This is a genomic window from Leptolyngbya sp. PCC 6406 (assembly GCF_000332095.2).
In the GTDB taxonomy this organism is placed as follows: Bacteria; Cyanobacteriota; Cyanobacteriia; order Phormidesmidales; family Phormidesmidaceae; genus PCC-6406.
This window is the reverse complement of the sequence record NZ_KI913949.1, coordinates 4,178,957-4,191,565: the sequence shown is the minus strand read 5'-3', so window position 1 is coordinate 4,191,565 and position 12,609 is coordinate 4,178,957. Positions and strand designations below refer to the sequence as shown.

Here is a 12,609-nt window from a genome sequence, read left to right as displayed (position 1 = left end):
CGTGGGGTTCTGGACCTAATCCCGCAGGACATAACCCACGCCGCGCACGGTTTGGATCAGACGCTTTTCTCCCTCCACCTCCAGCTTCAGGCGCAGATAGCGGATGTACACCTCGATGATGTTGGAATCCCCCATGAAGTCGTAGCCCCAGACTTCTTCTAGAATGCGATCGCGGGTCAACACCTGACGAGGATGGACAATCAGGTACTCCAGGAGATCAAATTCCTTCGCCGTGAGTTCAATACTGCGCTCTCCCCGCCGTACTTCCCGCGTCTGGCGATTCAGGGAGAGATCTTGAAACTGGAAAGCATCCACCTCCTGAGGTTGGTTGCGACGCAGATGGGCGCGGACCCGAGCCAAGAGTTCCTCGATACTAAAGGGTTTGACCACGTAGTCATCGGCTCCAGCATCCAGCCCCGCCACCCGATCCGCCACCTCATCCTTAGCGGTGAGTAGGACTACGGGCACCAGGGATCCCGTTGCTCGGAGACGACGGCATACCTCCAGACCCGTGAGTCCCGGCAACATCCAATCCAGCAGGATCAAATCCGGCTCTTGTTCCCGTGCCGTCATGAGACCCGACAGGCCATCATTGGCCACAGCGACCTCGTAGCCTTCGTAGCTCAGCTCCATCTGAATGAACTGGGCCAGTTTGATTTCGTCTTCGACAAGTAGGATTTTTGCGGTCATGGGTGTGAGGGTGTGAGGGTAGGGGGGTGATGGGGTGATGGGGCGATGGGGTGATGGGGTGATGGGGTGATGGGGTAGGGGCGCGGTTTCCGCGCCCAATGTAGCGGGTGACAGTTCGTAGGGTGCATTCGCGAAGCAATGCACCGCAGGATAGCCGCGCTACAAATCAGGGGTAACCTTAAGTTTGAGTCTTGACAGAGCACTAGGTAAGTGTTTTGAATTGCCTCCTGTTCAGTTTTGAGTTCAGTAGGATGCATAACGCTAAGGCGTGGCTTCGCCCACGCGCAGCAATGCACCGCAGCAATGCTCCTCCTGTTCAAGGATCTAAAGGGCCAGATGGAGAGTAAAGGTGCTGCCTTGACCCAGGGTGGATTGCACTGTGACCCTTCCCCCCATGGCCTCCATCAGCGTTTTGACGATCGCCAGCCCTAAACCCGTCCCGCCAGTTGTGCGGGCGCGATCGCTATCGACTCGATAGAAGGGATGGAAGATTTCGGATTGGTCCGCTAGGGGAATGCCTCGTCCGCGATCGCAAACCTGAATCAGGCCCCAGTCTCCCTCTCGAATTAGGCGCAGGACTACGGTTTGATCGGCATTGGAATACTGGAGGGCATTGGCCAACAGATGCATAAGAGCCTGTCGTAGGGCGCTGGGGTCTGCGCGGGCAACTAGAGGTGCGATCGCAATTTGGGTGTCAATGCGGTTGGGGGCAGTTGGGGAGATCGCCGGATTGAGACTGGCGTCAGCGTCCACCTCAGTAGCCAAGGCGGCGGCCTCTAGGACAATCGTTTTCAGATCGGTGCGCTCTAGCGTCAGGGGCAATCGGCCCAAGCCAGCGCGGGCTAGCACCAAGAGATCTTGCAAGATGTGAATCGTGCGGCCTGTTTCGGCGGCGGCGATTTCGAGACCATCTCGCTGAATCTCGGTAAGCGTGTGACAACGGCGCAGGGTGCTTTGTAGATAGCCCTGCACCAGAGTCAGGGGGGTGCGTAACTCGTGGGAGACATTCTCCACCAGTTGCCGCTGCTGCTCCCCTAGGTCCGCAAGGCGGGCCAGGGTGTTGTCAAAGGCATCCGCTAGCGCCTGCACCTCCGTCGGGGCTTGATCGAGGTGCAGGCGGGCTTCATTCAATCCATCAGCAGTGACCGTGGTGACCCGCTGCTCCATATCGTGAAATGGCTGGAGAGAGCGGCGCACGTACAGCGCGATCGCGATCGCCAACACCCCCACCATGGTAAAGCTCACCAGGGTCAGGTTTCGCAGCAATATCCTCAAGCTCCGCTGGTCAGCGGTGATGTCCGTAGCAATGAATAGGGTGCCTAGGAACTCCTCCCCCACCCGCAGGGGGCTAATACAGAGCAGTACCGTGCGGTCGCCCAGGGTTAATAGGTCAGACTCCTTATCCGGCGGTAGAGCCTGTAACTGCTGGGCCACCCCCCCTTCTTGCCAAAAGGTCAGACTCATGGTTTTTGACTGGGCCAACGCCCCCCCCTCCGGCGACATGACCCAGATAGCCATATCCCCCAAAACCCGATATTCAATTACCTGGTTCACCGCTTCCTGTGTAGACATCATGGCCTGATACAGCGCAACATCTTCGCCAAAGCGGTTCGACAGGGCAATAACATTCTGGCGGTGACTTTCCAGCAGACGATGCTGCATCCGCCAACCCATCCAGCCAGAAACACCCCCAATACCCAAGGCCGACGCCAGCACTAACCCCGCCGTCAGACGAAACTGAATCGAACGGGGATCTGGGAGCCAGCGAGACAACGATAGGGGAATCATTAGGGACAATCGTCCGGAGGGGAACTGGAAATCAGGAAGCTGGGCTCATGCTAACAAGGCTTCCTGAGAAATCGATGATTGCTACACTCACGGAACTAGGGATGGATTCTCAGGGAAAATTCAGCCCTGTCGCCTTCAATAGCGTCAATGCTATGGGTGAGGTTTTCATCGCAGTTGTCCTACCCATGCTCCCCACAAGAATTCACCAACGACGGAGCGGGGTATTTGGACGGTACTGCGATGGCCCTTTGGGGCTCCCGACCATCGCGGAATTCATGCCATCTGATTCAAGTCCTCTGATTTATCTAGTACGATCCCTATGGTGTTATCCCCCTTTGAGCCCAACGTTGTCCTGCAATCTGCATCTGAAGCCCCGCCATCGAGTGAAGCTGGCGTACCGCCCTTTGCCAAAACCCTAGGGATACCCCTGACCAAACAGCCCATTCAAACCCTGCAAATTAACCTTGGGCGGCGGTGCAACCTCGCCTGTAGCCACTGCCATGTCGAGGCAGGGCCACATCGGACCGAGGAACTGTCTCCGGCAGTTCTGGAACAGCTTTTGAGCATTTTGGATCAATTTCCTCAAATTCAGTCCGTGGACCTGACCGGGGGGGCTCCGGAGATGAACTATGGCTTTCGACCCTTGGTGGAAAAGGCTCGCGCTCTCGGGAAAACCGTGATTGTGCGCTCGAACTTGACGATTTTTTTTGAACCGGGCTTTGAAGACCTGCCGGATTATCTGACCCAGCACCAAGTTCGCATCGTCGCCTCCTTGCCCTGCTACCTGCAAGACAATGTGGACAAAATGCGGGGGCAGGGCGTATACAACGACTCGGTGCAAGCTCTGCAACTGCTCAATGCTCGCGGCTATGGCCAAGATCCGGCCCTAACCCTAGACCTGGTGTACAATCCCCCAGTGCCAACCTGCGATTGCTTTAGCCTCACCCCCCGTCAGCAGGGGCTAGAGCAGGATTACAAGCAGTATCTAGCAGAGCATTTTCAAATCACCTTCAACAAGCTGCTCACCATTACCAATCTGCCCATTGGCCGCACCCGATTCCATCTGGAGCATCGGGGGCTGTTAGTGCCCTATACCCAGTTTCTCGCCACCCACCACAACCCGGCTACGGTACCCGCCTTAATGTGCCGCAGTGAGCTGTCGGTGGACTATCGCGGCCATGTCTATGATTGCGACTTTAACCAAATGGCGGAGGTGCCTGCCCAGGATGCAGCGGGTATGCCCCTAACCCTGGAAAGCTTACTGGCAGCAGGGTCGCTAGACATTATCGAGACGGTACAAACCCGCCCCCATTGCTATGGCTGCACGGCGGGCAGCGGCTCTAGCTGTGGGGGAGCCTTGGCCTAGCAGCTCGATGGTACGGGCCACAGGAAATGGGTACAGCACAGCCGTACCCATTCTGATTGTTGCGGTTCCCTGGCGAACAAGGGGCTTAAGCCCCTTGCCTGTACTTCCCCCGAGGGAGAACCGCTATATAACATTTGATGAAAATCCAACCCCTAAAGGGGACAAATAGGGAGCAAATGGTAATAATAGATACAGAAAGACGTTCACCCTCCCATTGTGAATTCTCACGCCGCGAACTCTAACGCGGTGAATTAACGCATTGATCATCCTGGGCTGCTACCCAGCGAGGGCGGAAGTAGGGAATACCTGAAGGAACGCGCCTCAATACCCCGTTACTGTATTTTGGAGGCGAATTATGCTGAGCACTTCTTTGACTCAAGGACTGGAAATTGTTCTCGTCGTATCCGTGATGGCGATTTTGGTATCCCCTATTCTGTGCTGGGTACTCCCCGACCGCATTAACCTGCCTAAGGAAGGCGTAGCCTAGGATCCATTAGGGACTGTCATGGTCAAAGCATAGATCTTGGCAAGGGATCTTGCTAAAGCAAAGCTCATTGATCGATGTCCATCCTGTGGCAATCCTAAAGAATGGTTTATCCCTTACCGTTTCCTGGACCATTGGCTCAATAGTGAAGTCAAATACGGATTTGACTGTTTGACTTCACTATTGAGCCACGGCATTGAGGTGACGGCTATGGGCGAGATTCGGCGTATCGGCATTTTGACAAGCGGTGGGGACTGTGCGGGGCTGAATGCAGCCATCCGTGCCGTGGTACACCGGGCGGAGGGCACTTACGGCTGGGAAGTGTATGGCATTCAGAAATCCACCCAGGGTCTCTTGCAACGACCTCCAGCAGTGCGGCAGTTGACCTCTGAGGAAACCTACCCGTTGCGCGTGACGGGGGGTACGATTTTAGGGACCACTAACAAGGGCAATCCCTTCGCCTTTCCTCGGGCCGATGGCACCGTGGGGGATTGCTCTGAAGAAATTATTGAAGGTTATCGTCAACTGGGCTTGGATGCCCTGATTGGCATTGGTGGCGACGGTAGCTTGGCGATTCTCCGACGAATTGCGGTCCAGGGGGGCATTAACTTCGTCGCCATTCCCAAGACTATTGATAATGATCTGGGCAGTACTGAACGTTCGATCGGCTTTGATACCGCTGTCAACATTGCGACGGAGGCCCTGGATCGCCTCCACTTCACCGCCGCTAGCCATTCCCGTGTGATGATCCTAGAGGTGATGGGGCGAGATGCGGGACACATTGCCATCAGTTCGGGCATTGCTGGGGGGGCCGACATTATCCTGATTCCGGAAATACCCTATACCCTATCGGCGATTTGCAACTACATTCAACGGCTGCAAGAGGGGGGACGCAATTTTGCCCTGATGGTGGTGGCGGAGGCGGTGCGTGATGAGAATGGGGAGAAAATCACCCACACCCATGCCCTGGGTCAATGTCGTTTGGGGGGCATTGGCCAATATTTGGCCGACCATATTTCTGAAGCGGCGGGGGCAGAAACTCGGGTGACGGTGCTGGGGCATGTCCAGCGGGGGGGGGTTCCTTCGGCTCTGGATCGGCTGCTGGCTACGGCTTTTGGTGTGGCGGCAGTGGATTTGATCGCCGAGGGGAAATTTGATCACATGGTGAGCTGGCAGCATCGTCAGGTGGTGAGTGTGCCTATTGAAAGTGCGATCGCACATTACCAAGCCGTAGAGCTTGACGGCACTCTGATCAAGACTGCACGGGCCATGGGTATCTGTCTAGGGGATGGTTAAGCAGGATGAGTGAAACACAGATAACGGACCATCGCCAATCGGTGCGGCGGGTGCTCGTGATCACCCTGGTCCTAAATCTGCTGGTGGTGGGCTTGAAGTCATTGGTGGGGCTCTGGACGGGCTCCCTGAGCCTATGGGCTGATGCCCTCCACAGTGTCACCGACAGCGCCAACAATGTCCTGGGACTGGTCACCAATCAACTGGCTTCCCCCCATCCCGATCGAGATCATCCCTACGGTCATCAGAAGTTTGAGGCGGTGGGAGCCTTAGGCATCGCCGCATTTCTGGGCATTGCCTGTTTCGAGATTCTCAAAACTGCGCTGGACCGGCTGATGGGGGGAGGTGAGCCGGTCCAGATGTCTGCGATCGCATTGTGGATCATGCTCATTATCTTGGGCATCAGCATCTTTGTGGCCTTCTATGAGCGCCGCGTTGGAGAACGACTCCACAGCAAGATTCTGATTGCCGATGCCCACCACACGATGAGTGATGTGTGGACCAGCATTATGGTTCTGGGGGGGTTGATCGGCGTCTGGTTGGGAGTGCAGTGGCTGGACTTACTTTTGGCTTTTCCCGTGGCGATCCTCGTGTTCAAAAGCGGCTGGCAGGTTCTGCGGGAAAATCTGCCCTGGCTGGTGGATGAAATGGCGATCGCACCGGAGGCTATTCACTCCGTTGTGATGACGGTACCCGGCGTAGTGAACTGCCACAACATCGCCTCCCGTGGTCTGCTGGGGCGACAGGTCTTCATCGACATGCACCTGATTGTGGAACCCCAGGAGGTAGACGCCGCCCATGACATCACGGAGCAGGTCGAGGTGAAACTGGTGCAGAAGTTCGGCCCTACACGGGCAACAATCCATATTGAGCCACCGGGTTACCAGTCTCCCCAAATCAGCTATTGAGGGGATTTACATGGCAACAGTACAGAGAGAAGCGCGTTACTCCCCAAGCGCAGGGAGGAATCCTGATCTGGCTGTTAGACCGAGATGCTACTCCCAGAGAAGCCGCTTCGCGTCTACGATTCCGCTCCGCTCCGTTACTCCTTTCGGAGTCGCTTCGCGAACAACATGACAAGTGCACTTAACATGACAATGAGCCTGTCATTCCGAGCAGCGGGAGGAATCTTGGTCTTGGCCACTGGAATTAACCTCAATCTTGGATTTCCCGACGCTGGGTAGGGCGGGTTTTGAGGTTCCCATCCTGGATTTCCCACCCAACACGAGCTAAACCCGTCCCTACGGGAAATTCAATTCAAAACTCAAAACTCCTACCACCTGTCACCCCCTGCATTGGGCGCGGAAACCGCGCCCCTACCAGACCTTCAATTCAAAATTCCCTGTCACCTATCCCCTGTCACCCCCTGCCTTGGGCGCGGAAACCGCGCCCCTACCCCGGACCATCCCAAACTGGCGGATCGGCGATGAGGTCAACCACAGTCGGGCCTGCGGGATCATTGCTGAGAATCTGAAGCTGAGCCGGATAGTGGTCAGGACGTGCCGTAGCGGGCTTGAATTCCACGGTGACACGACAGGTTTTTCCGGGTTCAACCGCGATGGACCCGCAATCTCCCCGCACCTGGTAGGCGGTGGCTCCTGCTCCCACCACCTCCCACCCCGTCACCCGCAGCGGAGCAGTGCCTTCATTCTCTAGGATCAATTCCCCTGGTTGCCCTAAGACTAGGTGCAACTTGCTGGGGTTAACCCCTAGCTTGGGTTGATCGACTGCGGCTCCCGCCCCCTGAATTGTGAGGACATCTCCCTGAGGTAGGGAAATCTGGGCAGTGCGAGGGCCTTCGCCCTGGGGCGTGAATTGCACTGTCAGAGTGCAACTTTTCCCCGGTTCTAGCTGCGACTGCCCGCAGCCTCTGGCGGTGAAGTCTTGGGGATGGGCTCCTGCTAGGGTCAACGTGGGTATGGGCACTGTTGCGGTACCGACATTGCTCAGGGTGACGGTTTGCGGTGCAGTGGCGACACCAATGGTCTGCTCTGAAAACCGGAGAGACTGGGGACCAAACTGGAGCCGCCCCACAGCAGGGGGAGCCTCATCCCGGACATCTGGGATGACTGAACTCACGGGCTCGGGGTCGGGCGATTCTGACGTGGAGGTCTCTTGTGTTTGGGTCTCTGCTTTTGGGATTTCATCAGGTTCCATGGCCACCGGGAAACTGTCCATCGGCTCCACCAGCATAGGCAGGCGAGACACCAGGGGTAATGGCGTTGCTACTCGCCCCAGCCAGCCCAGCCCCATGCCCACGCCACCCAGGAGCAGAATGGCTCCCAGCCCTAGCCCTAGGGGTCTGCGGTAAGAACGTGGGGGATCTGGATGGGCTAGGGGCGGTTGGGGAATGATCAGGGCTGTGTCGGCCTGGGGCCTGGGGAATGCTCCAGATCCCTGAAGAATCTGAAGATTATGGAGGGAATGGGTCGTCCCAGGGCCATCACCCAACTGCTGCCGCTGTTCCCAAGCCGTACTCAGCGCCGCCCAGGCGGTGAACGCATCTCCCTGACACAGGGCCTGAGTGCCCAACTGGTGCCAGATCCAGGCAGCTTCGGTGGCGTTCTCTGTCGCTTGGGCTATGTCTGCTAAGTGCCAGAGCAACCGTTGCCAACGGCCCCACTGTTTCCCCAGGCTCAGGGCTAGATCTAGGCTGTGACCCAGGGTCCAGACATCGACCCATTGTTGGGTCTGGTGGGCAATGTCTAGGGTCCGTTCCAATAGGTCTATCTGGGCTAAGGGTAGGGTCGCTTCTAGTCCGGGTTGGGCCACCCAGGTGGTGACATAGGTGAGCAGGGGCTGATGCCAAGCGGTTAGATCCAACTGCTGGGCTAGGGGAGCTTGCAGGTTGCTAGCCAAGCGATAGCCCCCCGCCTCTGGGGTAACCCAGTGGAGCTGCTGGAGGGTGGCTAGGGCGGTGGTAATGCTGGGAACGTCTGCGATGGCCCCTTTGGGCTGGTTCCTGACTATCGCAGCTAGGGCTTCTTTCCCTATCGCCACCCCCGCCAGCAGGGTCAATACTCCCAGGATCTGTTGCACTGGCTGGGGCAGGCTGGTAGCGGTTTGGGCAATTGCGGTATCCTTGGCCTCCCCTGTCTCGGCTCCCGCAAACTGGAGCAGGACCGCCTGAAGGGAGTGGTCATGGGAGGTCGGGGACTGGTGCTGCATTTGGGCAATCGCCTGCAAAATTTGACGAGGATGGCCTCCTAAGTGCCGCCAAAGTGCGATCGCGGCGGGGTGCTCCTCAGGGGTGAGGGGGCGCTGGAGTTGCTGCTCCATTAGCACCAATGCCTCCGCCTGCGGCAGTCCCTCCAGAGATAGGGCGGTGATGTCCACCGCCCAGAGTTGCTGGGTTGGCGTGTTGAACCAAAACCCGCAGCCCGGTACCGCATTCATCAGCCATTCCAGGTCTTCTCGCCCTAGGGTGACATCGTCTAGCAAAATTAGCGATCGCGTCCCTTGCAGTGCCCGCCGCAGTTGAGATTCCGTCGGCTTCCAGTCTCCTTCGGTGTCGTGGTAGGCATCAAAGATAGCCTGCAAAATATCCAGGGGCGAACGCTGGCGCACCGAGAGATACACCACCCCATCGGGAAATGGCTCCGCCACTTGGGGCTGGTGGGCGATGTAACGTAGCAGGGCCGTTTTGCCCATGCCAGGGGCGCTATGGCACTCCACAGACTGGGCTGCCAGCAAGGTTTGGAGGCTATCCCGGCGTTCTACGACCCGATCCAGCAGGTTAGGAAAGGGGAGGGGCCGCAACAAGATCGGCGTCGGCAGCGGTCGCATCATCGCTTCCCCCTCTCGGGAGGGAGTCAGGTTGACAATACCCCCACTGATGGAGCCAATTTGCAGAATATGGTTGCCGATCGCGACCTGACCGCTGAGGGAATCTGCCTGAATATGGGCCTGGATGGGTGACTCTGCTGGGGATGGCATGGGGGTCGATGGGTCTGCGCCTAAGGCAATATCTTCCCGCCAGTCAGAGGCATGGGCCTGCTGACCATAGAGGACGACGGCCTCTATGTCCGCCATCCCTAGCTTGAGCAACCCCTGCCGCAGAAAGGGCACCAAAACCTGGGCACTGGGCAGGCGAATAGCCCGCAGGGTGAGGTGCAAGGTTCTTCCCTGGGAGGTCGCAGCCTCATCGGCGGTCCATCGCGCTTCGACGGCAATGTGCTGGGGTCCTAGGGCACGACGAATGAGCGCCGCAATGGCTGGGGCATCTCCAGCTTTAGCCCGCCCTAACAGGTCAGGTTGAGGCGGCGGGGCTGGAGTGGAGCGGGGATGGGGGGCAGTGGTAACCATGGGATGATTCCCTCCAGGTAAGGGGGCAGGATTGGGAATGGCTTTAGAAGCCTGCCCTTACTCCTCAGTCAAACAAGTCTTGCCCCGATCCGGACATTGACCTTTCCGCCTTTTGAATTGGCACACTCTATTGGCACAGTGCCAGCCGCCAGATCAGGAACGCTGGAAAATTTGGGTCAAGTCCATCTGTTTTGTCTCTACGTTAGAATCCTGCAAGGATTTTGCCGGGTTAGTTAAGTACGCTAGCGACAACAGCTATGGAACTGATGTCATGTCCCGTCAGCTAGAGCGCTTGTTGGCAATTGATGAGCTAATCCGTCAGCCTTTACGGCAAACGGCGTTGAGCCTTGCAGAAGCTGTGGAGTTGTCCCCACACCCGTGGGGGTGAACCGGATGCCTCTGCCATGGCGGCGTCTAACGCTGCGGTTGTCCCCACACCCGTGGGGGTGAACCGTCTAAAGGGTTAGTTGAATCCTTGAACGAACTCGTTGTCCCCACACCCGTGGGGGTGAACCGGTGATGGCACAAGTGGCCGAGCTGTAGCTGGGTACGTTGTCCCCACACCCGTGGGGGTGAACCGCAATTCAAGGCATCCCTGGAAGAGAAGTTTGCACGTTGTCCCCACACCCGTGGGGTTGAACCGTCTCCGTCGTGAATGGCTATTCTGCGACATTGGCGTTGTCCCCACACCCGTGGGGGTGAACCGGGACCGTCAATAATCTGCCCCACGATTAGCAAGTTGTCCCCACACCCGTGGGGGTGAACCGTGAATAATCGGGATGCAAGGGCCACAATCTCTTGCGTTGTCCCCACACCCGTGGGGGTGAACCGGACCGACTCAACACCCATAGAGGGATAGGCCGCAGTTGTCCCCACACCTGTGGGGGTGAACCGCTAATGGGAGCCGTTGCTCAACACGATTTTTTTTGTTTTCCCCACACCCCTAGGGGATGAACCGTTGTAATATACGACTTGGAAGATTGATCGACAGAATTAGGGTTCCAGCCACTGGAATAGGCATTGAACCACTGGATTTCTCGTTCTCAAAACGGCCAACCTTCCAAGTTGTGTTGATAGTAAAGCAATACCACTGCGGGTATGAATAAGCATCTCCGAATCGGCGTTCAGGCTGGTGTATCGTTTGGAATAATTATGACTGTGTTTGGATACTTCCAAACAGGTAGCCTTGCTACAGTTCCCATCTATGCAGCCACCGGCGTATTCTTTGGTGCCATGGTGACATGGTTCAGTTCAAGTGGAGAACGCAGGCTCAAGACCAAAGGAATCACAGCCACTGATCTCAGTCCGATCCAGGTCAGAACAATCGACTATCCCGGCACTCCGCGGGAGGCCGTTGCGTTAACAAAGCAGGCCCTCAGGAAACTCCGAAAGCTGAAGGATGTGACGGAAACATCTAGCCCTCTTTCACTTCAGGCCAAGACTGGCCTCACGTTCGAAAGCTTCGGAGAGAAGATAGTTGTCCATTTCTCATTGAGCTCGATAGGAACCAGAATCCAAGTTTCGTCTAAGCCTCGCATATCTACCACACGAATGGACATGGGACGGGGGGTTGAGAACGTTGAGACTATAGTGCGGCACCTGTTGAAAAGGGGTGCCACCCGCCGTGTCCCCTAACTAAAAAAATTTAGCGACTATCCTTGGAACCATGAAACTCCAAGACTACTTCAGCATCCTCGCCCCCGATGACATCCGCATCAGCAGCACCCGCATCGGCATTGAACATTTTTTAATTGCAAAATTTCTCGAACAGCGTCCTGATTTGCTAAGACGGTAGCACCCTAGCCCAACTCTGAGCCAAGGGAATTCCCTCGAAACCCTTCCCCTTTGCATAAATTGCTGGTGGCCTTTAGCCTTGGCGCTGCGCGCCCTTGTAGCGTAGATACTCCGCCAAAGCTGCGATCAAACCCGAGCCCATGATCAGCAGCACACTGAGGGCATTCATCTCCGGCTTTACCCCGGTGCGGATACGGCTAAAAATCTCAATGGGCAGGGGATTGGCTCCACTCCCGGCAGTGAAGCTAGAAATCAGCAGATCGTCCACGCTGAGCACAAAGGCCAACAAACAGCCTGAGACAATAGCGGGCATGAGTTCCGGCAAGAGCACCTTAATGAGCGCTTGAACCGGATTTGCCCCCAGATCCAGGGCAGCTTCCTCCAAATTGGGATCGAGGCCGCTCAGACGACTAGACACCACCACCGCAATGTAAGCCAGACAAAAGACCATGTGGGCGGCAATCACGGTCCAAATACTCAGGGGCACCGCCATAGAAGCGAGAAAGACCAGGGTAGCAACCGCGATCGCAATATCAGGAATAATCAACGGCAGATAGGACACCCCCCGATAGAGAGACTTGCCCCAAAAGCTATATTTAGCCAGCCCCAAAGCCATCAACGTCCCCAGCACAGCGGAAATGCCCACCGCCACACAGGCGATGAAGAGGGTGTCCTGGAGAGCATTAAAAATACGGCTGTCCTGTAGCAGAACTTGATACCAACGCAGGCTAAAACCCCTCCAGACAGAGGTATAGCGCTGGGAATCGTTGAAACTGTAAATCGCCAGCACCAAAATGGGAATGTACATGAACCCGTACAGCCCCCCACTGAGAACCCCCTGCCAGGTGAACGGGAATCGAAACTGGAAAGTACTCCCTTTCACACCCTT

The 12,609-nt window shown here is 56.7% G+C and carries 10 protein-coding genes and 1 riboswitch; of the genes, 6 read left to right on the top strand and 4 right to left on the bottom strand.

Annotated features, from left to right (window positions below; all coding sequences use genetic code 11):
* Positions 1–15 precede the first annotated feature (15 nt).
* Both LEP6406_RS0218530 and LEP6406_RS0218525 read right to left on the bottom strand, forming a co-directional pair.
* Positions 16–690, bottom strand: a complete 675-nt coding sequence (locus LEP6406_RS0218530; protein WP_027269255.1) for a response regulator transcription factor — start codon at positions 688–690, stop codon at positions 16–18.
* A 324-nt stretch (positions 691–1,014) separates the two neighbouring features.
* Positions 1,015–2,478, bottom strand: coding sequence for a sensor histidine kinase (locus LEP6406_RS0218525; protein ID WP_008313327.1), 1,464 nt, complete (start codon positions 2,476–2,478; stop codon positions 1,015–1,017).
* Positions 2,479–2,797: 319 nt separating this feature from the next.
* Between LEP6406_RS0218525 and arsS the strand changes: the two genes are divergently transcribed.
* The 4 genes from arsS (at position 2,798) to LEP6406_RS0218505 (ending at position 6,529) form a co-directional block, all read left to right on the top strand.
* A complete protein-coding gene (arsS, locus tag LEP6406_RS0218520; protein WP_008313326.1) occupies positions 2,798–3,844 on the top strand; it encodes an arsenosugar biosynthesis radical SAM (seleno)protein ArsS in 1,047 nt (348 codons plus the stop codon).
* A gap of 198 nt (positions 3,845–4,042) precedes the next feature.
* Positions 4,043–4,165: riboswitch (Glutamine riboswitch) on the top strand.
* A 34-nt stretch (positions 4,166–4,199) separates the two neighbouring features.
* Positions 4,200–4,331 carry a hypothetical protein gene (locus LEP6406_RS34900; protein ID WP_008313324.1) on the top strand — a complete coding sequence of 44 codons (132 nt, stop codon included), beginning with the start codon at positions 4,200–4,202 and terminating at the stop codon, positions 4,329–4,331.
* A gap of 168 nt (positions 4,332–4,499) precedes the next feature.
* Complete coding sequence (locus LEP6406_RS0218510) at positions 4,500–5,624, top strand: ATP-dependent 6-phosphofructokinase (RefSeq protein ID WP_317133855.1); 1,125 nt, start codon at positions 4,500–4,502, stop codon at positions 5,622–5,624.
* Positions 5,625–5,629: 5 nt separating this feature from the next.
* Positions 5,630–6,529, top strand: a complete 900-nt coding sequence (locus tag LEP6406_RS0218505; protein WP_008313322.1) for a CDF family zinc efflux transporter Cdf31 — start codon at positions 5,630–5,632, stop codon at positions 6,527–6,529.
* Between the two features lie 484 nt (positions 6,530–7,013).
* Here the strand turns inward: LEP6406_RS0218505 and LEP6406_RS0218500 are convergent, their stop codons facing one another.
* Positions 7,014–9,926, bottom strand: a complete 2,913-nt coding sequence (locus tag LEP6406_RS0218500; RefSeq protein WP_008313321.1) for a choice-of-anchor D domain-containing protein — start codon at positions 9,924–9,926, stop codon at positions 7,014–7,016.
* Positions 9,927–11,024: 1,098 nt separating this feature from the next.
* Here LEP6406_RS0218500 and LEP6406_RS0218495 point away from each other — a divergent pair.
* Complete coding sequence (locus LEP6406_RS0218495) at positions 11,025–11,561, top strand: DUF1499 domain-containing protein (protein ID WP_008313319.1); 537 nt, start codon at positions 11,025–11,027, stop codon at positions 11,559–11,561.
* Between the two features lie 31 nt (positions 11,562–11,592).
* A complete protein-coding gene (locus LEP6406_RS34895; RefSeq protein ID WP_008313317.1) occupies positions 11,593–11,721 on the top strand; it encodes a hypothetical protein in 129 nt (42 codons plus the stop codon).
* Positions 11,722–11,793: 72 nt separating this feature from the next.
* Here the strand turns inward: LEP6406_RS34895 and LEP6406_RS0218485 are convergent, their stop codons facing one another.
* Positions 11,794–12,528, bottom strand: coding sequence for an ABC transporter permease (locus LEP6406_RS0218485; RefSeq protein WP_155834718.1), 735 nt, complete (start codon positions 12,526–12,528; stop codon positions 11,794–11,796).
* Positions 12,529–12,609: the final 81 nt, after the last annotated feature.

Excerpts from the sequence above, each read along its gene's own strand:
- LEP6406_RS0218485 (WP_155834718.1), bottom strand. The coding sequence starts at position 12,528 with ATGTACATTCCCATTTTGGTGCTGGCGATTTACAGTTTCAACGATTCC.
- LEP6406_RS34900 (WP_008313324.1), top strand. The coding sequence starts at position 4,200 with ATGCTGAGCACTTCTTTGACTCAAGGACTGGAAATTGTTCTCGTCGTA.
- LEP6406_RS34895 (WP_008313317.1), top strand. The coding sequence starts at position 11,593 with ATGAAACTCCAAGACTACTTCAGCATCCTCGCCCCCGATGACATCCGC.
- arsS (WP_008313326.1), top strand. The coding sequence starts at position 2,798 with ATGGTGTTATCCCCCTTTGAGCCCAACGTTGTCCTGCAATCTGCATCT.
- LEP6406_RS0218495 (WP_008313319.1), top strand. The coding sequence starts at position 11,025 with ATGAATAAGCATCTCCGAATCGGCGTTCAGGCTGGTGTATCGTTTGGA.
- LEP6406_RS0218505 (WP_008313322.1), top strand. The coding sequence starts at position 5,630 with ATGAGTGAAACACAGATAACGGACCATCGCCAATCGGTGCGGCGGGTG.
- LEP6406_RS0218500 (WP_008313321.1), bottom strand. The coding sequence starts at position 9,926 with ATGGTTACCACTGCCCCCCATCCCCGCTCCACTCCAGCCCCGCCGCCT.
- LEP6406_RS0218525 (WP_008313327.1), bottom strand. The coding sequence starts at position 2,478 with ATGATTCCCCTATCGTTGTCTCGCTGGCTCCCAGATCCCCGTTCGATT.
- LEP6406_RS0218530 (WP_027269255.1), bottom strand. The coding sequence starts at position 690 with ATGACCGCAAAAATCCTACTTGTCGAAGACGAAATCAAACTGGCCCAG.